The sequence below is a fragment of the Dyella sp. ASV21 genome (genome assembly GCF_016428975.1).
Lineage (GTDB): Bacteria > Pseudomonadota > Gammaproteobacteria > Xanthomonadales > Rhodanobacteraceae > Dyella.
The window spans coordinates 1-23,981 of sequence record NZ_JAELTT010000042.1; the positions used below are offsets into that span (position 1 = coordinate 1).

General features: G+C 54.5%; 17 protein-coding genes. 8 read left to right on the plus strand and 9 right to left on the minus strand.

Annotated features, from left to right (window positions below):
• Positions 1-469 precede the first annotated feature (469 nt).
• Entirely contained in the window at positions 470-856 is a 387-nt protein-coding gene (locus tag JHD67_RS14135; RefSeq protein WP_199099874.1) for a hypothetical protein, read from the plus strand.
• A 435-nt stretch (positions 857-1,291) separates the two neighbouring features.
• Here JHD67_RS14135 and JHD67_RS14140 read toward each other — a convergent pair whose 3' ends face one another.
• From JHD67_RS14140 to JHD67_RS14175, 9 genes are all read right to left on the minus strand, one after another.
• Positions 1,292-2,557 carry a TniQ family protein gene (locus tag JHD67_RS14140; RefSeq protein ID WP_199099875.1) on the minus strand — a complete coding sequence of 422 codons (1,266 nt, stop codon included), beginning with the start codon at positions 2,555-2,557 and terminating at the stop codon, positions 1,292-1,294.
• A 1-nt stretch (position 2,558) separates the two neighbouring features.
• Positions 2,559-3,563 carry an AAA family ATPase gene (locus JHD67_RS14145; RefSeq protein ID WP_199099876.1) on the minus strand — a complete coding sequence of 335 codons (1,005 nt, stop codon included), beginning with the start codon at positions 3,561-3,563 and terminating at the stop codon, positions 2,559-2,561.
• Positions 3,560-5,947, minus strand: coding sequence for a DDE-type integrase/transposase/recombinase (locus JHD67_RS14150; protein ID WP_199099877.1), 2,388 nt, complete (start codon positions 5,945-5,947; stop codon positions 3,560-3,562). The genes JHD67_RS14145 and JHD67_RS14150 overlap by 4 nt, the downstream gene beginning before the upstream one ends.
• Before the next feature lie 207 nt (positions 5,948-6,154).
• Entirely contained in the window at positions 6,155-6,439 is a 285-nt protein-coding gene (locus JHD67_RS14155) for a hypothetical protein (RefSeq protein ID WP_199099878.1), read from the minus strand.
• A gap of 385 nt (positions 6,440-6,824) precedes the next feature.
• Positions 6,825-7,106, minus strand: a complete 282-nt coding sequence (locus JHD67_RS14160) for a type II toxin-antitoxin system ParD family antitoxin (RefSeq protein WP_199099879.1) — start codon at positions 7,104-7,106, stop codon at positions 6,825-6,827.
• 123 nt (positions 7,107-7,229) lie between these two features.
• Positions 7,230-8,951 (minus strand): ABC-three component system protein, encoded by a 1,722-nt coding sequence (locus tag JHD67_RS14165; protein WP_199099880.1) that lies wholly within the window; start codon positions 8,949-8,951, stop codon positions 7,230-7,232.
• The gene (locus tag JHD67_RS22915) at positions 8,948-9,202 is read right to left on the minus strand and encodes an ABC-three component system middle component 6 (protein ID WP_343214372.1); all 255 of its coding nucleotides are present in this window, start codon (positions 9,200-9,202) and stop codon (positions 8,948-8,950) included. The genes JHD67_RS14165 and JHD67_RS22915 overlap by 4 nt, the downstream gene beginning before the upstream one ends.
• Complete coding sequence (locus JHD67_RS14170) at positions 9,199-10,119, minus strand: ABC-three component system protein (RefSeq protein WP_199099881.1); 921 nt, start codon at positions 10,117-10,119, stop codon at positions 9,199-9,201. Before JHD67_RS14170 ends, JHD67_RS22915 begins: the two co-directional genes overlap by 4 nt.
• A gap of 48 nt (positions 10,120-10,167) precedes the next feature.
• The gene (locus JHD67_RS14175; RefSeq protein ID WP_199099882.1) at positions 10,168-10,359 is read right to left on the minus strand and encodes a type II toxin-antitoxin system RelB/DinJ family antitoxin; all 192 of its coding nucleotides are present in this window, start codon (positions 10,357-10,359) and stop codon (positions 10,168-10,170) included.
• 1,718 nt (positions 10,360-12,077) lie between these two features.
• Between JHD67_RS14175 and JHD67_RS22920 the strand changes: the two genes are divergently transcribed.
• The 7 genes from JHD67_RS22920 (at position 12,078) to JHD67_RS14210 (ending at position 23,585) form a co-directional block, all read left to right on the plus strand.
• A complete protein-coding gene (locus JHD67_RS22920) occupies positions 12,078-13,292 on the plus strand; it encodes an SIR2 family protein (protein WP_199099883.1) in 1,215 nt (404 codons plus the stop codon).
• A complete protein-coding gene (locus JHD67_RS14185) occupies positions 13,289-15,988 on the plus strand; it encodes a hypothetical protein (RefSeq protein ID WP_199099884.1) in 2,700 nt (899 codons plus the stop codon). Before JHD67_RS22920 ends, JHD67_RS14185 begins: the two co-directional genes overlap by 4 nt.
• Positions 15,989-16,037: 49 nt before the next feature.
• The gene (locus tag JHD67_RS14190) at positions 16,038-19,424 is read left to right on the plus strand and encodes a P-loop NTPase fold protein (RefSeq protein WP_199099885.1); all 3,387 of its coding nucleotides are present in this window, start codon (positions 16,038-16,040) and stop codon (positions 19,422-19,424) included.
• Positions 19,425-19,637: 213 nt separating this feature from the next.
• Positions 19,638-20,297, plus strand: coding sequence for a hypothetical protein (locus JHD67_RS14195; RefSeq protein WP_199099886.1), 660 nt, complete (start codon positions 19,638-19,640; stop codon positions 20,295-20,297).
• Between the two features lie 181 nt (positions 20,298-20,478).
• Positions 20,479-20,928, plus strand: a complete 450-nt coding sequence (locus JHD67_RS14200; protein WP_199099887.1) for a hypothetical protein — start codon at positions 20,479-20,481, stop codon at positions 20,926-20,928.
• Positions 20,915-21,814 carry a hypothetical protein gene (locus JHD67_RS14205; protein ID WP_199099888.1) on the plus strand — a complete coding sequence of 300 codons (900 nt, stop codon included), beginning with the start codon at positions 20,915-20,917 and terminating at the stop codon, positions 21,812-21,814. The genes JHD67_RS14200 and JHD67_RS14205 overlap by 14 nt, the downstream gene beginning before the upstream one ends.
• 727 nt (positions 21,815-22,541) lie before the next feature.
• A complete protein-coding gene (locus JHD67_RS14210) occupies positions 22,542-23,585 on the plus strand; it encodes a site-specific integrase (RefSeq protein WP_199099889.1) in 1,044 nt (347 codons plus the stop codon).
• Positions 23,586-23,981: the final 396 nt, after the last annotated feature.

The following is a 23,981-nucleotide window of genomic DNA, read 5'->3' on the forward strand; positions in this document are numbered from 1 at the left end:
GTTCGGGAAACAGCACGCTCTGCGACCGATCCACCCCTTCGACGAATCGCTTCATGCGACACTCCGGCTGGTATGACGCTAGGATCGGTGCGTTCGCTTACGGGGTGTTTTCACACAGGCTGGACCCGTAGCGGACCTATTCAAAACAGCTGACTCAAAACATATGGGTGGACTGCTGGCCTCGATGAGCTGGCTCTGTCTGTACGCGTTGCTGTGCCTAGGAAATCCGAAGACGCAAGCACCAAGCTAAAAATATCTGGAAAGATCTAGGTGGCAAAAAGGACAGTCGCGACGGGGTATCGCTACCAAGTATATGAGTGGGGTGCTGGATAACGCAGAGTGTCAGGAGGTCGCAACCCTGACCTATCACCTCGGAAAGACCCGTCTTTGCTTCCGTTTTCCATCAAGCGCCCGCGCCCTCTCGGATAACGCGCGGAACTGAATCCGATAATTGCTTAGGGGCTTTGAAATGGCCACACCGTCATTGGCAAAACTGACTCTATGGCTTATGTACGGCGGAGGGGGGCTCATATTCGCCACCATTTGCGCGAGCCTTATCGGCGCGCGGCACGCCGAGTCGGTCACGCCAGCCACGTGGAAGCGACTGAAGCGCCTTGCAGGGAAAGCGTATGCGACGGCTGCGCTTATGTTTGCGGGCGGATTTCTGTGTTCTCTTCTCGTTGAGATCGCCATCGGTCGCTCTTCCCAAACCTCGCGCGCGGGCGGAACGCTAACCGTGTTTGAGTTCAATGCACGTCTCTTGTTTTGGTTAACGATCGCCTTCAAGGCGACCGCGGTCGTCTTCGCTTTTGGCTTGGCATTAAAGGCTTGGAAAGATCCCTGGATCGATCAATAACTTCAAACGGACGAGGAGTTTCACATGGCACTTGGCTAAGCGGGATGTCCGCTTCCGACGGCGGCCTCAGCCGGTCGTTGCAACACTTCCACTGCTCGCGCAGTCTTTAGTGTGTTGCAACGACCGACTGAGGCCGCCAGTCAAGCCGAGAGGGCTCCGCCTTCTGACGGCCTAGGGAGTCGCCTTTGCGGCCATCTTGATCAAGTGTCCGATGATCTTGGTTGGCGATAAAGGCTCATATCGATCTTTGAGCATTCTGAGAGCGTCCACTGCCTCCTTGTCGAGCCACAAAGACATTTGATGACCGCCCATCATCCGTCGCTTTTGGTAGCACTTGGCGACGCGTTCTGCCAATTTAGAGGTCCTTACGACAGTGCTATTCGTTGTACTTGTCATATTCGATACTCCTGTGCATGACAACACCAACAAGGTCGATCAGCCCCGCGTGCCCCGCTTGAGAATTGAAAGGCGCTTGCGCACGCGATGGAGAGGAACAGCGAATTGCTCGGATAGTTCGGCTTCGACCTTGTGCCAACCGACTGCCTCGGCTTTCAACGCTAGCTCGGCATCGAGACTTAGCCGTTTTAGCGACTTCTCGTGATTCTTTGAGATACCTCTCTTCAGACTTCGATTGCGTTCCACCACAGCCTGGACTAGGTCTGGATACCAGTACCGGGCCGCGCCGGTCGAACAAGGAAGGGCGCCGCACAATTGCACAAGTGACTTGTAGGTCTTTCCACTTCTGAGATAGAGCTTCAGCGTGCGTCCCAGAGCCTTACGCTGAGATACAGACAGTCGGCATCTGCCTCGACCTAAGTGCGTTTTGTGACATGGATCCCACTCGCCCATGGGCAAGGTTCGAATGGCTGATGCTTGCGTGGGATCCAAGAGAATGCTTAGCAGCGGAACATTCATTTCTCGGGAAAACCGTAAAAGCACAGAGATCAGGGTCCTGGTGGGTTCTGGCCTTTGGTGGAAGTACTCATTTCCTGCCTGGCCTTTGCGAGATTTGTCTTCGCGAATTAGCTTCCAGAATTGCCTTGCCGCATCACGATGAAAGATGGTACCGGGATTCGCGGCGCAATGCGCGATGACGTCGAGCATGTCTGATTCACCATCGGATGGATGGTCAGAGGGGCGCCACAAGTGCTCCTTTGAGATGAGCGATTCGCCGCATCCCGAGCAGTCCGGCCATGTGTCCACGTGGCGCAGCTGATTCCTGCCGCACGACGGGCACATACTTTCGAGCGCTAGCTTGTGTGTTCTACACCGCGAAATGACGCTGAGTCGCCACGCTAGCTTTTCATAGGCGGGTAAGCCTTCTTTGGTCTGGTCTCTTAGGCACGCAGGACACCAGTAGTGCACATGACGGCTCTGACATCCCACGTGCGTGCCGCAGATGTCACGAAAGGCGCTGAGTGTGAGGCCGGAGAGACCTTCCTGCCCCGTGGCTTTCTCGAGTGCTTGAATCAAAGTATCGATATCTTTGCCATACCCTATCTTCGATACATATCCGACATGCCGGCCGAGTTCTCCTTGGCTTTCAGATTTGGCGTGATTCCACCACCACGCGAGCAATCGATGGAACTGGTACTCAGTCACGCCGTGCTCTGTAGCCAATCGCAGGATGTAAGAGTCCAGGGCCTCGATGTCTTCCGTACCGAAGCCCTGTGGCGTAAGAGGAAAGAAGGCGGTCGCCATGCTAACTGCGAGACCTGGGGCCGGCGTCTCGGACGGGCTTGCGCACAAAAGGACGTCCTCGGCGCGCGGGACGTTGCTGGGGCGATTGAGGCGGTTCCTCTTGTGCGTGACTTCGACCTAGGAGTTCGGCGCCGAGTGCGATTTCGTTTGCGATGGCCCGGTTCTGGATGGCATACCGGGTGGCTTTGAAATACTCAAGTCGAAGCTCTCGCTGAGAGTGTGCTTGCATCTCGGCAACGGCCTTCATCGACCAGCCCATGAGAAGGCCAACGCATCCCAACGAACCGCGATAGAGAAACTCCCTGTGGTTTAGTAAGAAGCCGGCTTTTACGGGGAGGATCTCCCCCAGAGCCAGCAAAACGCGATCAAATTCCCGGATGGAAGCCTCGTCATCACCGTACGGTGGGAAGTCGATAATCGTCAGCCGACCGTTCAAGTGAGGCGAGTCGATGCACGTGCTCAGAAGCTCGTAACCGCCCATTAGCACGACGGTTATGCCCGTTTCGTTTGCTAAGCTCTTAAGCGTGTCGATAACCTCGCCGGCACGAACACCTGATGTCGTTCGCAGTAAATGTTGAGCTTCGTCAACCAATAGGAATCGAGTCTTTCTAAAACGAAGACATCGTTCGAGTTGAATGCGCAAATGCGTTTCGGATTGGCGATAACGTATGGAGATGCCCTCTCCGATCGTACTCACCGGATCGGACAACTCCTCCAGCATGCGAAGAGTGAAATGCTTCGTGGAGAACTTCGCTGAGTTCGTCGTTGCGGCTTCGACACGTACCAGAGGTATCATTCCATCCTCCTCCCGATACGGGCAGATGAGTTCGTGCGCCAGGCGTTTTCCTAATGTGGTCTTACCGACTCGTGTCGGTCCCGCGACGATGATCAACTGTGTCGGCGCGCTCATGGCGGCATGTGCGTGCGCACGTAGGAACGCGTTTTTAAACGTCGCATGATCAAGGCGCAGGTTTCGGAGCTTGTCGACGTATGACTGTGCGTTCATTTCTCGCTCCAATAGGCTTCAGGGAGCGGCGTAGAAGAAGTAAGAAATGCAGGAAAGTCGACCTCCGGTACCTGCTCAGGCCGCGAACTATCCATGGCATGCGCTATTTCCATGGCCTTGCGGTGCGTTTCTTGCTGAGCAAGGAGACGGGCGATTTTGGCCTTTTCTCTGGGGTAATTGGCATCGCTCCAAAGAATTGACGCACAGATCCTGGCAGGCGTTACGAGCTTAGAGTTCGGGCGAGGTCCGTGGTAACAGGCTAACCATTCGTGGTTGACGCGCACATAGATACAGTGCTCATCCCACGGTTCTTCCCTTACATCAAAGCGCTTGCGGTTTAGCAGACCGGCCAGGCCTGGGTGGCTGTAGTAACGGCCCCGGCAGCGGATGCCGCGCCGCGGATCCCACGTATGTTGGCGAGATTGTTCAATCGCCGTCATCACGAGGAACGTTTGATCGAACACGACCTTTCTGCCGGAAGACGGATAGCGCTTTAACCCCTCGCGGATACGTACGGACGGAGCTTCCAGCTCCCGTCCATGAAGGTGATGGTTAAGCAACCGGAAAAAGTAGTGCTCGATCAGGAGATGAAGCTCAAGAAGGGTGTACCTACCGCGTGTCCAGCCTTTATGGCTGGTGGACTTTCCACGATCGTCCTTTCTGTTCGCGGTATTACCTGTAAGAGCACTCAAAAACTCGTCCTTGAGCACTCCAAAGGCCCGTTCTACGGTGGAGCCGTATCGCGGGTGTCCGGGAGGACGTGACTGCTTGTGTATGCCGAGCCGTGCTAAACAGGCCTCGAAGTAGACGGAATCGAATTCCTTCCCGTTGTCCACGACGATGGTTTCCGGAAGGCGCTTCCACCGCATCGCACAGTCTCTGAGGACGAGGGCGCACGAACGCCGGCTCGGCGCACGAAAGCTGAGTGACATAGCAAGAATGGCGCCCGAATATTCGTCGACCATAATGGTGAGCCATGCCCGCGCGCGAATCACACGCCCGCCGCTCTCGCCAATGCGTAGATGAACTTTTACCCTGCAATGGTCAATATGTACCCGCTGGAACGGCCTGCAAGCCAACAACTCTTTCTGCTCGGGAGCGACCGGCGGCTCAGCCTCGTTCGCCGCTCTTCGACCACCCCGTGCTAGGGCGGTAGTGACGGGATCAAGTTTACGCAGCCTATACAGAAAGCTCTTGAATGTAAGGGATGTGTCGTCAATGCGAGGTGCGTCGCTTCCGCCGTTCCGTTCGTTAAACGCCGACACGTAACGACCATAGCATCGAGCAGGAGGGATGCTATCAGCCGTCAGGTACTCCGTTTCCAGGACGTGATTGATGAGCGCGACGTGTTCCTCGGATATACGGTCGTGCCTATTACCTTGCGCACTGCAATGAGGTACAAGAGCGGCAGTACCTTGAGATCGAATTCGCGACCGCCATCGCCTCAAAGTGCGCTTGCTCGCAGTAGGCGGAAGTTCGCCATTAAGTTGTTTCAATCGGTAGAGGAGGCGTATCCCGTCTGCCGTCCTCGGGACATCGTCGATCGATATTCGATGAGTGGGGTCGATCGCACAGGAGAGCCTTTGTTGCGCTGCCAGAGCGTCGTTCAGTGTCCCAATGTCAAGAGCGACGAGAGAGTCGTCCACTTCGGCAAGGTTCTGATGTTTTATGTCGGCGTGAAGAATGCCGGTATGTATCAGAAATAGTATCGGTGTGAGGTCGTCACTTTCGACACGGATCAGAAGTTCCCGTATCGGTAGAGCTCTATGCTTTTGGAGCGCTTTAGCTACTTCAGTGCGCCATTGGGAGGAGACTGCGGGAGGGTTGTCTCGCGCGTAGAGAAGTAAGTCGTAGTTGTTCGCCTCAACGGCACCGATGTCTCTTTCGGTAACTACTTGATGATGGATACCAAGCTGCGCGAAGGCTTTGACGGCGGGCTCGTAAGAGAAATCGTCACCGGTCTGTCGCCAGTCTTCGGGTCGCCGACCGTGGAGTTCCAGGCACTTCGCATATGGTTTCGTCTCTATGGCGACGACCTGCGTTGGAGTGAAGATCAGGAAGTCCGCGGTGTATGTAGAGCGGTAGCGGCGCCCCCTACGGTCGGTGCCAGTAATGGGAACTTCGCAGGGCTGATCCCAGTACTCCAGGTATTCGTCCTGGTGGAGCTCGCACTTCATAACGAAGCGGTGCTCTATGTGGCTTTCAGCCATGATGGTGAAACCCATCCGCGGGCTGACGCAGTGGTAGCAGCAATTGGCGAGGGTGGTGGACTGCACCCTTCTGGCCGGTGGTCCTTCTCTTACCGAGCGTATGTACCGCAGCCCCTCTTCTGGCAACGCCAATGTGTGGATATAGTTCTGAAACTCTGCAGCTTGCATGGTCATATCTCAGCCTCCGAAGTGTCTCGCCGAACGCGAGCCGCAACCGGGCATCTCCAAGGTGCAATCCGCCCGGCGGCGGTTGACTCAGTTGGAGTTGTGGGCTAAGAATGAGGTCGACCGCGGTTTCTCAATTTCGGTCAACCGGAGGGGTTTCGTGTTCGCGCGCGGAGCCCCTCTTTTTCGTTCCACCCCCAAATTGTGGGTAAGGCGTTACGTTTTCATTGCGCTGTCCTCTTCCGTCTCAGGTGGTTGGAAATTGAGATGCCGTTTGGTGGAAGCCTCAACCCAGCCCATAACGGCGCGCGTTGCGGCAAACCAGCCGCGGCGTCCAGGGATTTTGAACATTTCGATGGGGAGGAGCCCTCGCTTGCGAGAGCGGAGAAGCGCGTTGACGGATGAGAATCCTAGGCATCGAGCGGTTTCGGCCGCAGTCAGGATCTGCTTGCCGACGTATGAGTCGGCGCTCAGCGAATCGGTGAAATGCGACACCGGCATACGCTAGTCCTCGATTTTGCGGTCAAGTCATCGCGTTCAGATAACGACGGTGCCGACGAGGTCCAACGTGAATTTGCACCGTGCTTTCGCCAAAGCTGCCACAGGTTTTCATTGGATGCAAGTCGCAAGAAAAACCCAAAAAATAAGGCTTTTTTGGCACTTTGTGCAAAGTTGTAAGTTTGCATGTGCGCTGTATGCAGGTTGCACGTGCGATGTGTGCAAGTTGCACGTGCACCTCTTCCGGGAACCTGCAATGCACGTGTGATTGGTGCTCGTTAAGTCTGTCTCGAGCGCGCGCAAAGTATTCGCCGACGTCGTCTATCGTTTTGTTACTCGAATCGTCAAAAGGACCGGGCAATCGTGCTCGACGCGGATACGTGCGGTTTTAAGTCTTTTCCTTTTGTCGCTGTAAAAGCGCAGCCCGGACCTGATCTACGGACATGGCAGACGACGGCTCTTCCTTGAGGCGTTTGTACGCGGGAATGACCTGATGAAGAAGCCATCTTTCTGTGGCCTGCTCGCGCGCCTTAAGCAGGCGCAATCCTTCACGTATCACTTCACTGTCGGTCGCATAGCCGCCTGAAGCGACCAGAGCTCTTACCATCTCAAGCTGCTCGTGCGGCAGAGTGATGGTTAGCGGGACTGTTTTGCGGTGGGGTGCGCTCATGACAACGGCCTACTGAAAGGTATGACTTGATCATACACATCCTACGCCGGGCGCAGCCCGGGCCGCCATCATGGACGCTTAGGCCGATATTGCGTTTCCCCTAGAGCGGAACGTGTATACCACTCAACCGAACCGAATGCCGAACAGTCCGCCATCTTCAGTAGAGTCGGTCAATCGAGTGGGAAGTACGTAGTCATTGAGATCGAAGCCCTCGATGGTCTCTTTGAAAGCGTCGTCTTCATTCATCGTTACGATGTACTGGAAACCCAGCTCACTTGAAATCTCCGCGCCAAGGCGCAACGCACTAATAACTTGGCGTCCATCAACACCATCGAATAGATGGCTGTCATGAACTAGGAATCCGGGTCCCATCTGGCGCTTTGTGCACAGGCGCATAAGCATCATGTCGAAGCAGAAGATCTGCATGTTCTTGATGCCCTTGCTGCGTTCGCCCTGCATTGGAAACTTGAATATCGGGCCGTTCGAGGTCTCATCAATCGTCATACTGCCGGCTGATTCATAGAGACGCTGTGACGTTTCCTCGAAAGCCACGATGGCCTCAGCCAGCCGGTTCTTCTGCTCAGCGAAATCGCGCCGTAGACGGATCGTGAGACGGTTGCGCTCGATCTCCAACTCATTCTTTGTGCCTTCGAGCTGCTCCGCCGCTTCGAAGCGCTGCCGCAGCGATTCCACTTCGGATTCTAGCCTGCCTAGCTCTCCTTGCAGCTTCAGAAATTGTTCGAGTGCACCATGACTTCTCAGGATTCCTAGAATTTCACCACGTCGCTGGTCGAGCTGCGACTTCTTCCCGTCGCGTAATTGGATGCGGAGCTTAGCGGCTTCGAGTTCGCTGGATAGGTAGTCCTTGCGATTACGCACTACCGATTCATGGAAGCTCTTCACATCTTCGTAGCGGCGCTTAACCAGTCCAGGAAGTGCGACGCCGGCTTCCTGGTAGACGGCCTGAAGGTATTCAAGATCGGGAGGAACCTCGGAGGCCAGGGCTCCTTCTAGGTCGCGGATAGTAGAAAAGTCGATGGTGTTGGCGTTGACCAACTCATTGAGCTGGCGGGTCAGCATCGAACTTTCGACCTCCAGTTCTCGATATTCCGGCAGCACCTGGAAAGACTCGATTTCCGCGTGGAGTTTCTTGAGACGAGCTTCTTGCAGGGTTAATTGCGTGCGCAGGTCTGCAGCCTTGCCTATGATCGAACCAAACGCGCCGGTTCCTGCCGCTTTCCTAAGCTCGTCCAGAGTCTTTTCGCGATCACGGACAGCTTGCCAATCACGCGCAATCTGCCAGTCCAATCCGAGCAAAAACATCAGCGCCTTCTGCATGTCACCAGTGCCCTGCATCGCGGCCTGCTTTTCTGGCGTCATGAAGGCACCACTAGCCTGCCGGCGGGCGAAATAAGCGAACAATGACCGGAAAGAGGGCGGCTTGCTGCCTGCAGCTTCGAGGCTGCTTAAGCCGAACATCTGCTCGCCGAGGAAGGCGCACCACTCGGTTGCGGAAAACTTGGCCTTAGCGTCTGGCGGCGTTGTTACGAAGATTTTGGCTTTTGTACCGCCGCTGCGCTCAACGACAGTACGCCCGGACTTCAAATCGAAATCCATGCCGAAGAGATACTCGGCTAATTCCTTTGTGCGAAAAATAGATTCTGGACCGGCCTCCGAGCCTGTCAAAAAATGCACAAGCTCGACAAAACTACTTTTCCCCGCACGATTGCGTGTCTGCTTCGTGCTTGCGCCTTCGGTTTTTTGGGCGAGCAGCACATTCAAGCCAGGCTTCAGACCATCGAGATTCTTGAAAGTGGGCAGCGTACTGAAGATGTGGTGAATCAAGCTGTTCTCCGTGCAACGAGGCCGCTGTCCAGTTCGATGGTCCCAAGGGCGTACAGAAGGCTAAGTGCGAGCAAAAACCAATCGTAAGTAATGCGCCGAGGCGTTGTGGTACTCAAACCTGCTGTCTCGTGCTTGTTCAATTCCTCCCACAGTGCTGAGACGGTCTTAGGGTACGAAAGGAAGGTCAAAACATGCCCGCCAACAGTCAAAAGCGCCCGATCCTGCGGGAGGTGCTTAGATGGAAGGATCATGCTAATCCAACCGCGTGGGCGTCTTCGAAGATCTCGCATTTGTCGAAGAGGTAAGCCATGACTGCCAGTACTGCCGCCTTATGCATTGGCGTGGTATTCGTCGTTCCACCTGCCCAGGCTTCGAGTCGGCCGAAAATTTCATCAGGATGAAGTCGGGGCGTCGTGTCCCTCAGCGCCACGTACTCGGTCTTGAACGCCAGGGCAATCTGCTCACCATAGGTGGGATTCTTCCAACTGTTGAAGAACTGCGTGACGAGCGGCGACTTTTGCATGCCGATCTTCAGGAAGTCGGCTACAGCCTGAGACAGAAGATTAGCCTCGATCTTTCCCCGGGACACATCTTTTACTTCACTCGTCGTGGGTATGGGGGTGATGCTGATGTGCGTAAGCACGGCAACCAGGTCGCTGTAGCCTAGTTTAATGTTGGCTTCCACCGTCAGTGAGGGGCCGAACCAAGACTCAAGATCGTACAAACTCAACTGCCGAAACTTAGCCAGCATCTCCTCGTATCCACAGTGGCCGATTTTGATCTTCGGGTTTTCTTGCCCGAGTTTGGCGAGCACTTCGATGACATGCGGCCCCAAACGACCATCGGGTGCATTGTGGACGAAGGTCCACTCATCGAAGTATTTCTCCCAGTGCTCTTTGGCCCCCTCGAAATCCTCGTTGATCTTCTTGATGGCTTCAGCTGCAGTCAATTCGTTGGGAGCGTAGATCTGGAACAAGATTCGCTCCGACGGGAGATATCCATCGTTTTTTCGATCACCGACATTGCCCCAGGGGCGACACGCCATGAAATCATTGGGGTGGACCTTTGACATTAGCCGCTCAAACAGACGCTGAAAACCGTCTCCCTTGGCTTCCAGGAACGCAATCCGGAAATCCTTTTCATAGTTGAGCTGCTGTATCCGTTCCATGAGGTCGAGTCCGTGACTAGATGTTTTTGGATGTTCTGAGGCGAAACCTCACGGCGTCTTCCCATCGGAGCCGGGATGCACACGATTTATATCAAAAGGAAGTGCCCTATCAGCTGCGATACGGGTGAGCAGCATTCGGATGGCATCCGAAACTGACAAGCCCATGTCGGCCAACACGTTGGTGGCTTCTTCTTTGATATGCCCGTCAATTCGCGCACGAACGACATCGTTGCTCGCCATTGGTGTGACTCTGAATATTTGTAGCTACACTGTGGCTCATTTGAGCTCGCCAGTCACGGATTTTTTTCGCGAAAGTGACATGTTGGAGCTTTCCGGCTACGGCGCCAACGCGAAAACTGACTGATGGTGGTTTAGCAGGGCGGTGGCGGCACATTCGAATCCTCTCCTCAACTTAAGATTCGTAACCTTCAGCCGAATAAAGCTCTCTACTTTATGAGGCGAGCATCTTGGGATCACCCACACCCACCGTCCCCGACTTGGATATGCCGACCTGTCACTTTTTTATCGCGGCGCTCGGACGCGAGAACGTTAGACCGGCAAGAGGTATGACGCGCCAATCCTACGAAAACGACGGCCGGCCGATCTTCATTCCCGTCAAGCCCTTTCCGGGATATCGCGAGTTAAAGTGCTGGTACAACGCCCTGCAGCACGCCACTGAAAATGGCGGGAGGCCCATCTTTGGATGGGCGATATGGAGATATGGTGACGAGCACTTCTTCGCCCAGCACCACGCAGTCTGGCGATCAAACCAGGGCGACTATGTGGATGTCACACCAAATGGAGGCGTGGCGACCCGCATCCTTTTTGTTCCAGACGGCCGCGCACCCTTTGACTATCTTGGGTACAGACGCCCGTACGATTTCCGGATGCAACGAGGACTTACAAGTAGGACAGCGATCGGTGCGCCCATCTCAGATGTGTTCGCGATTGGTCGTTTGAGTCCATCTGAGGAAGAAATGGCGTCTAATCGCCCCCTCTTCGAGGCAGCAGCGGAGGCTGGAATCTTGCCCGCAGGGCTATAGGTGGACCTTCTGATTCGCGGTCTACCGCGGTGTTTAATGCGTATTCCGGTCGAACTGGTTGTCGACGCTGGTATCGACCCGCGCGGCAACGGCGGTGGTAACTCGGCCTACGTATGGACCTGGTCCCGTAAGCATGCAGGGCACCAACAATGTACGTGGCGACTTTGGCACCCCACGTGCGTGCCACAGATATCACTGAAGGCGCTGAGTGTGAGGCTGGACAATCCAATCTGCCCAGTGCCTTTCTCTAGCGCTTGAACCAAAGTCTCTACGTCTTTCCCGTATCCGACCTTTGATATGTAACCCACGTGCCGGCCGAGTTCGTTCTGGCTCTCGGATTTAGTGTGGGTCCACCACCAGGAAAGTAAGCGATGAAGCTGGTACTCCGTGACGCCATGCTCTGTCGCTAGTCGGAGGATGTAGGAGTCCAAGGCCTCGATATCCTGGGTGCCGAGGCCTTGGGGTGGCAGAGGGAAGAATTGAGTGGCCACGCTATTTCCTAGGCTCGGGGCCAGCGTCCCGCGTGGGTTTGCGAACAAAGGGACGACCCCTGCGTATGGAGGGATTTCCCGCTGCCCTAGGGAGCTCTCCAGCTAAGCTTGTTCGACCTAAAAGCTCCTTTCCCAGCGCGATTTCGTCGGCGATTGCCTTGTTCTGCACCGCATAGCGAACATCTTTGAAATGTTCGACCCGAAGATCGCGCTGGCCTTGCGCTCCCATTTCAGCAACTGCCTTCATCGACCAACCAAAGAGGAGTGAGTTCTCTCTGTCCATTGGCGGATTGCTTTTTGTCTCCTTAGCTGGATCATTGCCGATGACTAATTTCTGGAGTTGGTCTAGTGCGTTTGCCAACAGGCGCTCCGGGAGTGAAACAAGGGTGCCGCTAGGTCCGGACTCGTTTGCCAGGGATGCGTAGTGAAAGCCAAGTCAGGTACGACAGCGACAATACCCAAAGAAAGAATGATCTCCCTTGGACCGGATATGCCGAGTATTCCGGAGCGGTTGCTGTTGGCTCACGCGCGCGGGGAGGTTCTGTTTGTCGCCGGGGCAGGAGTGTCGTTGCCCGCCGGATTGCCAGATTTTCGCCGTTTAGTCATAGATGTGTACGAAAAGCTCGATTCGGCAATCCATGCCGTTGTTACGTCTAGCCCTGATGAAGAGGAGGGTGACATTTCCGGTCTGACAAATCGCCAAATTGCCGAAGTAAGGCGTTTCAAAAGGCGAGATTACGACGTCGCTCTGGGCATGTTAGAGCGACGGCTCGATGACGAGCCAAGTAAAGAAAGCAAAGTGCGATCCGCGATTGCAGAGATATTGCGGAGCCCAAGAACCAAGCACGCTCCCATCCACAGAGCACTCATGCGCCTAGCCGATCGAGGTGGCGCATCGGCAATCGTCACCACCAATTTTGACGTTCTGCTTCAGCAGGCGGCGCCGCGAACCTCTCGCTCCTTTCTCACCACTTATGCAATGGGTGCGATTCCTCGGCCATCGCGGAGGCCAGATTTCAGTGGGGTGATGCACATACATGGCGTGCTAGACGCAAACCCGAAGAAGTTCTCCGACATGATCGTTACAGATCAAGACTTCGGTGAATTCTATCTACATCGAAGGTCCATTCCAGACTTGATCTATGACGCTGCGCGTCTCTATCACCTAGTGCTGGTCGGGTACAGCGCAGACGATCCGCCCATGCGGTACTTGCTTCACGCAATCGCTGCCGACGGTTCAAGGTTCGACGATCTGAAAGAGCGTTTCACCTTCGTTGGAGTTAAGACGGCCGACCCGATAGCAGTAGAGGACTGGAATGGTCGAGGAATAACGCCAGTCCCATATGATTCAAAGGATGGGCACATAGCATTGCTAAAACTTCTAAATCGCTGGTCCGCATTGTCGGCAAATTTAGGAGACTCGCGTCACGCGGATGCCGAGCTCAGGCGCATAGTCAACTCAACAAGGCCCAATGCCACGGAGGCCGATCAAGACCTCTTTGATCACCTAGTCCGCCGTGGAAGCCCGGCCGAAAGAGTTCGCATCTCAGGATTGATTTCGAAGTGTGGCGCTGACTGGAGTTGGCTTGACTCTATTAGGGCCATTTGCGTTGAGCGTGACGGCAGAGATGATCGATGAATAGCTTCTGGAGCACCTTTAGCGACAAGGATAGGGAAGCGTTTCGTTGTGCCATCACGTTCCTTGAGGGACGTATGATGCAACAAGGGACTCTGAACTGGGCAATGGACGGATTGCACTCGGACCGTGTGAAACGCTCCGCGATCGAATGGTTGATTGAACATGCTGAATATCAAGAGCCGTGGGCATCGGCATGGAGGCTGATGCAGTTGGGCTCCCAGCAGGCTGCAGGTCGCCAAGATGCTTCGTTGGAGGCACACCGAATTGGGCGAAGAATTGAGCAGGGCGATCGTTCGTATGCGCTCGTAAAAGCTATAACGGATTTGGTGCGGCCAGTTCTCAAAGTTGAAAGGGCCAAGCCATTTGGAGGCCCTAAGTCGCGCTCCAAACCCCGCTTCGTTTCTCAACTCTTGCGAGCATCCCTGGACAGTGCTGATCTCCAGGGCCTTGCGACGTTTCATCTTGGCCTAGTTGATGACGTCGGATTTCTAAACAGCCTAGCTTCATCCCTGGAGGGAGCCGTCAACGAAGGCCTCGAACTTGGCCGTCAGGCCGGATGGGAGAAAGGCAGCGGTTTCTGGAAGCTTGGGCAACTGGCCTCCGTTGCATATAAGCGTCGCGCCGATGCGAATGACGAGACTGATGTCGACGCCTACCACACCGGAATCGCACCTTCGGTCAAGCTTCTTCACGCGGTAACGCAGCGTCTCAGTCAGATTGATGAGAGTCAGGCGACTAACAAAGTTCGTGCTTGGTACTCCAAACTAGATCCGGTGTTTGTTCGAATGTGGGCATCATTTGGCAGCGATCCAAGGTTTGCCTCATCCGAAGAAGTCGTACAAAAAATAATCGGCTTGAGTGACGTTGAATTCTGGCGCACGGACTTGTTCCCAGAGATCGCCCAGCTCCGCGCGAACCGTTTCAGTGACCTGACAAGGGACGGCAGGGGAAAATTGCTTGCACGCATGAAACGAGGTCCGGCCAGGGCCCTCTGGCCAAAGAGCGCAGACAAAGAAGTTGTGAAGGTGACTACGGCGCGATGGGCGACTCGAGAAGTCATGCGTATTGCCGTTGCCGGAGGACTGGATGACAACGAAACCGCTAAGTGGTTGAAAGTGCGTCTTGAGGCCTTTCCGGAATATCGCGAGATGGCCGTCGACGAAGACTTCCCAGAATCGAAGGCGTTCGATGTCGCCGCCGTACCCACCGATGCCTCTTTCAGCGCTCTGCTTGGCCATGCAAGGTTACATGCGCTGAATACAGCGCTCTCGTCCACACCGAGAAGCTGGCGGGACGATCCAGCTGAGCAGGCGAGAAGTTGGTTGCAGCAGCCCGTTAATATCTTGGAGATTGCCAGGGCAGTGGCGGCAGAACCCGCGTCAGCTGACAAGTATCCGACTCTCATGGAGACAGTTGGTTGGATGTATCGGCCTCCACAAGGTGAGGGCATCGATCTTGTGGATGCGATGAATTTCCTGCGGGTGATTGTGGGAATGGACGATGCGTCGTTGCGTCTGTCCATTGACGGACTGACGCAGTGGGTTTCCGCCTGGGAGGATTGGCTAGCACGAGATCCATTGATGATCGAAGCGTGGATGCGGCTCTGGCCCTTAGCCGTCGAGCGCACCAACAAACCTGGTGCATCCGTGAGCTCTATTGATCTAAACGCCGCGGGTGGAGCGGAGTCTGATGGCGATCACGAGGACCTTGACACACTGAATACGCCGAGCGGCAAACTCGCCGGCGTCTTTCTGCGCATGTGCCCGTCGCTAAACGATAGACCGCATCCTTTCAACAAGGGCAGTTCACTAGAGGTGATCAGAAGTCTGATCGTGGCTGATACGGGCAAGTCAGGCTTAATTGGCCGCCATCGAATGATCGAATCGCTGGGCTATTTCCTTGCTGCGGACGAGTCATGGGTAAAAGTGCATCTTGTCGAACCGCTCTTGGCTGAGGATGGCGCGTCGCTTGCGCTCTGGAGAGCGTTGTCGAGGCAGTGGATTCCGCCCGAAATGATCAAACTGCTGGGCAACCAAGTGCCGCGCCGAATCCTTGATCCTCAATTGGGAAGACGCACTCGCAGCTCACTGCTTGGAGTTGTCGTTTTTGACTGCCTTATGGCGTTTGGCCTCGGTCATCAGCCGTCCGTCAAAGCTCCGCTGATTCAGCAGACCCTGCGCGCCGCCGAGGGGGAGCTACGCGGACATGCTGCTCGGATCGTCGGTCAATATTTTGCGTGGTCGCTGGCAAACCCGGAAAAGTCCGGGTATGAAGACACGATGTTGCACTTCCGGAGAACTGTTGGTCGCTTCCTTGATGAAGTTTGGCCGAAAGAACGGTCGTTGGTAACTTCGGGGGTTGCAGCTGGCTTCGCCACCCTCCCCGCGACATCAACGGAGGCCTTTGTCGAGGCGGTACACTCGGTTAGGCCATTTATCGTACCGTTTGAATGCTGGTCTCTACACGATTTTGGTTTTGGAAGGACCGATGACAGTAGCGCCGCACTTGCCCTGATCGACAGTCGCGATAAGGCGGCGGCGCTGCTCCTCCTTCTTGACGACTCGATCGGCAATCAAGACGGATCCGTTGTCCCTTTCGATCTCTCATTTGGTTTAGATCGCATAGTTCATGTGGATCCTTCGTTGGGATCTTCCCCGGCATTTCGACGCCTTTCAACGCTTGCAAGACGGCGATAGGGTTGGCGTAGGCTGAAGAAATATAGAACGAGACAGCATACGAAGGTCGGTGACCGACGACGCCTCAGGGGGCATCATGGCAGACACCTCAGCAGCTAAAATTCAATTCATTGAAGATGACGCCTCTACTGACGACGAGATAGGAGCTCATAGTCGCCTTTCACATGCCATTGCCTCAGCGATTGAAGACAACCCAAAACTAAAAGTTGTTGGCTTGTTGGGTGCCTGGGGAAGCGGTAAATCGACGGTCGTCAATCTCATTAGAAAGACACTTCGTGAAAAAGATCCGAAGCGCTTCCTGGTTATGAGTTATGACGCGTGGCTTCACCAGAGTGACCCGCCGAAGCGAGCATTCCTCGAAGCCCTCGTCCACTATCTAGAAGAGAACAACCTTACTTCTTACGCTGATTGGAAGGTCAGACTCGACCAGTTGAACGGTCGAATCGTTGATTCTACCGTTACAAACACCCCGGTCTTTTCGAGAATGGGGTGGCTGCTCCTGATCTCGCTACTTCTGGTTGGACCAGGCCTAAGCTTGGTCCTTCATTCGTGGGAAAAGGCTTTCTCAGGTCATCCGTGGCAATTGGTGGCGCTGGGTGTTGGCGCATTCCTGATAGTCCTTCCGTTGCTCCTCGCGCTGGGTACGTATCTGGCGTGGAGGCCAACCTGGAATCCATTCAATCCAGCGTTTTTCCGCTGGGTGAACTGGACACAGCACAAATCCAGGTACGAAGGCCAGTCGATTCTGGCCATTCTTCTAAATCGCCAGATTGCGACCAGCAAAAGTCGCATCATCAAGGACCTAGAACCTTCAACAATTGAATTTCAACAGGTCTTTGGAGATGTGCTTTGCAAGACCATTCCGCGAAACACCCGGCTAATTCTTGTCGTCGACAATTTCGACCGGCTACCTGATGACGAAGCATTTGCTATGTGGGCTACGATTCGTAGCTTCTTCTCTGGGCCACCAGAGAGGAACAGGCAATCAGCCTTTGTGCCGCCCACAGTTCTTCTGCCTGTAGACAAGCAAGCAATACATCGGCTTTTCCCCGCTGGTGACGACGCAGCTAATCCTTTGGCTGCGGCGTTCATGGAGAAGACCTTTGATATCGTGTTTCACCTACCTAGGCCGGTGCTCACCACGTGGAAGGCGTACCTAAAGAAGCGGATGGTGCAGGCTTTTGGTGACTCGATTGACCCTGATTGGATCTATGCGACGGGCCGATTCCTGGACAACTGGTTCCGACCGCGCTCGACTGCAGTCACGCCGCGCAAACTGAACTCGATCGTCAATCTCATCGCAACCTACTGGCTCCAGTGGCGCTCTGAGTCAATCACGTTTGCATCAGTTGCATACTATTGTGTTTTCCGGTCAGAGATCGAAGAAAACATTCTCTCTGCGACGACGACGCCATTGGCGACGATTGAGATCTTCGACCACGACTGGCAGCGCGCGATAGCTGCAATACATTACGGCGTCTCGCCAAGCGAAGCTTATGAGGTTCTCTTGGATACTCCGCTCCGAAAGGCCATCGAAGAACGTGAAGCGGAAAAATTCTTGGAGATGTCCGAGTCACTTGGATTCAACGAGGTTGTGACGAGGATCGCTCAAGATTTCCGAAAGAATGAAATGATGGCCGTTGAAAGCTCACTGAAGCTGGTTGGGCTCCTGGCAAAAATGCCGCAACCATCGTCTGTCAATAAAGAGGTCTGGAAGCTTCTCAAACTCGCCATCACAACATCAAATCGCTGGAACAACGTTGGCGACGCTGTTGAAGCACAGGAGCTTTGCGAACTGTTTGAGCACTGTTCCGAGCATGAATGGGTTCGAATGCTGTCCGAGATTGAACGTATTCTTCGCTCGATAGATCAGACGAGGGCAAGCGACAGGCAATTCATCCAATTCTTCACGTCTTTCTGGTCTCGCGTCGACGAGCGATTTTCAGCATCCATCGAGCAGATCTCTGAAATTTATGTTCCAGGAAACCTTCCGGCGTTCACAAACGTCGCGGTATTTCTCGAACGCAATCCTCGGGTGCTCTCTCGTCTAACAACGGTGCAAGGACTATCAGGGTTCGACAACTCGCTGTTCCAGGAGGCACAGAATGGTAGTCTGGGACACGAGATTACCGAGCGGCGGTTCAAAGCCATTACCGCGACCAAACTTGGGATTGATTGGACAAACTATTGCGTCCAGGTGGTCCAACTTGTCATTTCCTCGACACCAAACCATCAGGGTATAGCGGCGGGTCTCGGCAATCTGGGCTTCTTGCGCGGACGAGGCTCTGAAGGAGCAAAAGAGGCCCTACGTCAGACGGCAACCGCAGGGCGTCTTTCTCAACGTTTGCAAGATGCGGTGAACCAATTTAAGGAACCTTTTGGAGTCGTCTTGGCGGCGCGATGCCTCGCGTTACTTATGCTGACAGCTCCGAAAACACTTCAACAACTTCCGCCAGAATGGTGGACAGCCAGGCGCGGGCGTGCTGAGGATTTCTCTGAAGCGGTTGACGTGGCTCTGGAAAGCTTCGCACTTCCTGAAGAGCGTTCGTACGCAAACCTGCTCAAGATCGCTCAAGCGAGCGCAGTGTCCAGCCTGGCGATGCAAGCAGTGCTTGGCCGGCGGGTGGAAGACCGACGACTTCCGTCGTTCGAGGTGGCAGATGTTTTAGAGCGTCTCGATCTATATCTCGACAACTTGCCACACGCCAAGCGCGGATTGTTTCTTCGACAGATTAGTGAAGTTAACGGTTTCTTGGAACTCCTTAAGTCGCAGGCGCCTTCGGATGCCCTTTTTCAAATGTTGGAAGATCTCCATCAAGAAGACGATCTTCGTGAAAGGACCAAGGATGCCGCCTTGCGGCTTATGTCCAGAGTAGACCGTGCATCGTGGCAATCCAGTATTACGGAGGGCGGTCCGCTGGTATCGATTGTTCAGAGCTTGCCTCTAGACGATGTGATCTCAGCTGGTTCATCAACTTTGCGCGAGGCCCTTGGATCGGAAACTACCGAACTTTTGGAGGGTAAGGATTCACAGATGCGCAAGCGTTGGTTCGCCGTTCTTGATCGCCTCTCTCAAGAACAGAAAGCGTCGACGCTCATGGATCTTCGCGATCGTATTCTGAGCAGTCCGTCCGCTCCGAATTTACTTGACATCTTGGAAAAGTGGGGCGGTCAGGTTCTATCGCTAGGTGTCTTTCGTGCTAAGGCAGACGAATGTGCCCGAGCCATCGTTCTTCCAATGCTCGCTTCAAAGCATGGACGCGCCATTCTCCTGGTGTTGAAGGTTGAGCTGATCGCGATTGTGTCCGATTGCTTGCCACCAACCTTTGAGACTGTGCGGCTTAAGCTCATTGATCTAATAAGCGAGGCCGATGTTGATGCCGGCGAGTGCGCACGAGAGCTAATGCGGGTTTGGAAAATCAAGGAAGTGCGTTAGGTTCAGTGAGCCAAAGCCACTCAATATTTGCGGCTGATTGGCCTTCGTGGCGCCTATAAAAGGGCAGCGCGTCTGATTGCTGCCCAGAAGCGGAAACGATATGCCCCAGTGAGGAAGGGCGTTGCATTGGAAGCTCGGGACTCGCTGGACAAATCATGAGAATGTCCAATGATTGCTCAACCAGTTATTTGACCTTGGAAGGAGACGTGGCACGTGGTGAAGCTCATCCTCAAGCGATTTGAAGAGCTCTCTGATCAATTGTCGACCTTGGCTAAAACCATGCAGGTAAAGCAGAGCGAATATTCCGGTAGGTACGAGCAAGTCGACCCTGAGCTATTTCTCAATTGGTGTGTTAAGTCGCGAAGTCTAATCGGCAATGCATGCGGGCGAGAATCTGAACACTACAAATCATTCATTGCTGCTGAAGAGCCAAGCGCTTACTTTGGTAACTATGAAAACGTTAAGAGACTTCGTGCTGTTTTCATGGCCGCACGTGAGGACTTTGAAGGTGGTTATCTGGTGTCTATTCGCAACTTGGTTCAAGCCGAGATTGCAGACTCTGAATTGGATCAAGCGAGAGAACTTCACAAGTCCGGCTACATATCCGCTGCGGCTGTGGTCGCAGGTGTGGTCTTGGAGACAACGTTGCGCACGTTGTGCGATTCCAAAGGTCTTCCACACGGCAAGCTAGATAAAATGAACGCGGATCTAGCGAAGGACGGCCAGTACAACAGCCTCATACAGAAGCGAATAACTGCGTTGGCAGCGATTAGAAACAGCGCCGCTCATGGGAATGCTGGTGACTTTACGGTTGGCGATGTGGCCTCGATGATTGCCGATGTTGAGCGTTTTGCCCAGGAGTCCTTGCCGTAAGGTGATACAAGACGCCGCATGTTGGTTGGGTTATCACGCATGGGTGGACCTTACATAGCCTCGCGCGACCAGGGATCGGGGATAGAGCCGTCCATGGGTCGCGCACGATGGGCCCACCGAACCATCCGGCTTAAGTCGCGAAGTGCGGCGAGGTAATCATTAAGGGGTCTTGATGGCGATCATGAGGATCATCGTTCTATCCGGCGAAATTGATGTAATGGACGTCGAGCTTGCCCTCCTTGCCGACGGCATCGTCGTCCTTGAAACGACCAGGGTTGGTGCGATGAATGTTGATCAGAAAGTGCGAGATAGGCTGCAGCAAGCCGGCAAATTGCACGCCGGTGAGGACTACGAGGAAGAAGATGCACTTTTGCACTTATCAATCGATGTGCCGCTAGTTCTTGACGGGTATCCACAAGTCGGTTGGTCGGACTATCTCGTCTATACGAAAACGTTCGGATCACCTATTGATGCTGCAAAAAAATACGGCATCCAAGCCGTTGCCGCATGGTTTTCTGCAGGCGGGATACAGGACAAATTTGTTTATTGGACCAGGGGATTGGACAGTGTGGTTCCGGTGGCAATTCGCTCGATCGCGAACAAGGAAACGAGGCTGTATGGACGGTCTTGAAGTTGGTTTGGAAGTTGTTGGGAAACTCTCAGCAGTGGCGCTCCCCGCCTTGTTGAAGGGATTGGTTGGTTCGCGTCCTCGTGGCAAGTCGGGCAAGCGAATTCACTATGTCGTTTGGAAGGAAGGCCAGAAGAGCCCCTTCAATCCTCGCATGGTAAGGTGGTTGACGGGCATCACTCCGAAGTGGCTCTCCTTAGAATCCCATACGCAGTCAGCTTCCAGCGAAGCGCTTGGTGAGGGCTGCACCGAAGAATCCAGGCTTTCCTCGGCGCAGATCTTCCTGTGGAATGGCGGTAGCGAGGACATTGCCGGTGAAGATTTTTTCGCCGAAAAGCCCCTATTTATCGATCTTTTTGGCGGAGAGATCATTTCCTGCCGGACTGCACTTGTCACAGACGACCTAGTGAGCAAGGGTGTCGATCTTGTCCCTCAGTCGCGAGGCCAAGCTCTGCGCGTTGGTAGCAAGCATGTAGTTGCCCTAAAGGTGGATCACTGGCCTCCGGGCGCAGGTGTGATCTTGGAGCTGGGATTTAGGGCGCTATCTGTAAAGCGGGCGGAATTCAGATTGGCGGGTCCTATCCGCGGAATTAAGGAGGTGCGCGGCCTGGGGACGCTTTGGCGCATAGACTTGAAGGGCTTCCCACGCCTCTCGAATCAGCTAACTGCTTCGACCGCGCTAACCTGGGTCTCCTGGTTTAGCTTTCTTTCGTCGATCGCCGTTCTACTCTGGCATCTTCGTAGCTGGACGGTAGGCAGCTGGCAGTACTGGTTGGCCGTCTCTATCTGCGTATTCTTTGAGATGTGCATATTCAGCTTTAACGAAAAGCGAAAGCAACTCTCAAAGAAAGTCTGCCGTTCACTCAGGTATTGGCTAAGGCCAGCTTAGTTGATGCCATTGGTTCGGTAGAAGTTGCATGAAACCTGTGCCAAATTTTCCGCTTAGCCAATCCGTTAAAACTGGCGATAGCTTTTGCGCGTAGCTCTAGTCCCGGTCGATCCTCTTCGACGTTCAGCCCCGACGAAGGATCTACTTTGATGTGCCTGGAGCTTGGGGTCGCTTAGTTGCGGAGCCAGCCTTAGAGTCTTTGTCGGCGCTGAGCCAAGGATGCGGTGCCGGCGATCACTACGTCGTCAATCGTCGCGTATTGACCCAAGGCGATTGGTGATCGAACTAACTAAAACTGCTCGATTGCATTTTTAGCAAGAGATCGATTAGTACTTCGCAGTCGTGCCCTTCATGGATAAAGTCCATTGGCGTGATACCTAACGCCGGGACTCGTTCAGCGAGCCATCTATCAGTCCATGCTTCAGCGTCAAAATCCGATGGATTTCCGCTTTCGGAGACGATTCTATTGATCGTCGAGAGTAGTCTGTCGCGGCACGTTTCAAGTGGGGTGGCCATCGCGCGAGCTCCAAGTCCGAGAGCGCCAAGTCTAGCCCTCAAATCCCCGAACTTGGCCAAAGCGACGAGGCGAAAGTGTTGACGCAAAGTGATATGCGGCCAATATATGGGTCAACAGCGCGGCCAAGAAATGGGTAAGTGCACAGTGACCACTTGAAAGTCCCTTGGTCCGAGGTACAGTTTCGGTACACCTCCGAAACGCGGCCGACCTATGGCGACCCTCGTAAAGACTCCTTCAGGCACCTGGAAAGCGGTCATTCGAAAGCAAGGGTGGCCAACGTCAGCGAAGACGTTTCGCACCAAGCGCGACGCTGAAGACTGGGCACGACGCACCGAAGACGAAATGGTTCGTGGCGTCTTCATTGAGCGAGCTCCGTCAGAGCGAATGACCTTCGGAGTCGCATTGGATCGCTATCTCGCCGAAGTCACGCCGACAAAGAAAGAATCGACGCAGCGTGCCGAACGACTCAAGGCCGTCTCGCTGCGTCTGTTCTTCGGCAGGTACTCATTGGCTGCAGTTAACGCGGACCTGGTCGCTCGTTACCGGGACCATCGAATTGGCGAGGGTAAGAAGCCGAACACCGTTCGCTTGGAGCTCGCTTTGGCTAGTCACTTGTTCACTACGGCTATCCGAGAGTGGCGAATTGGCCTCGTGCAGAATCCCGTAGCCAATATCCGAAAGCCTAGTGTTGGCGAGGGCCGTGATCGCCGTCTATCAAAGGACGAGGAGCGGCGTCTGCGCAAGGCAGTCGCGACTCACTCGAATCCAATGCTTCGGTGGATATTCGATTTAGCACTGGAGACGGGGATGAGATCTTCTGAGATCACCGGCCTGACGAAGGGGCAGGTTGATCTGCAGCGCAGAATTGTGCGGCTAAGCAAGACCAAAAATGACAGTGCTCGCACGGTACCTCTGACGCGCCATGCTACGGAGGTTTTGGCCTCGGCTGTTGCGAATCCAGTTCGACCCAAGGACACCGACTTGGTGTTCTTTGGAGAGCCGGGCAGGGACGGAAGGCGTAGGCCATATAACTTCAACAAGGCTTGGCTTGGCATTAAGGCCGAGCTGGGCGTCAGAGACCTCAGATTCCATGACCTACGCCACGAGGCAGTCAGCAGGCTGGTTGAGGGCGGGCTCAGCGATCAGGAGGTGGCTGCCATTAGCGGCCACAAATCTATGCAGATGTTGAAGCGCTATACGCACCTTCGAGCCGAAGATCTGGTGGGGCGCCTCGACTCTTTGAGGAAGAAGTAGGCCGGGGACTGTTATCGTTTGGTCTGATAGCCGGAGAAATGTCAGGCAGCGACCCATGCAGATGTCCTGGTCAGGATCAAGGAGTTGGCAAGTTGATTGAAGTGGACGCACAGATAGAAGCCATTCGGTCTGCCAGGTACCTCTATCTCGGCTCGATTTCCGAGCCCGAAGACAATTGCCTTCGCCTTGTCATCCTGGAGGCCACGAGCGACTGCCTACCCAATCAGGCAACAGGGTGGAGCGAAGCTACGGGTTTGCCCGCAGGGCCATTCTCTGAGACGAAACCTATTCTCCACGAGCCTGGATGCCGCATTTTTGAGATCGTTTGGGAGAGCTACATCGGTTATGCAGTCCAGAACGAGAGCTTTCACATACCGGAGCCCATGGAGTCAGAGG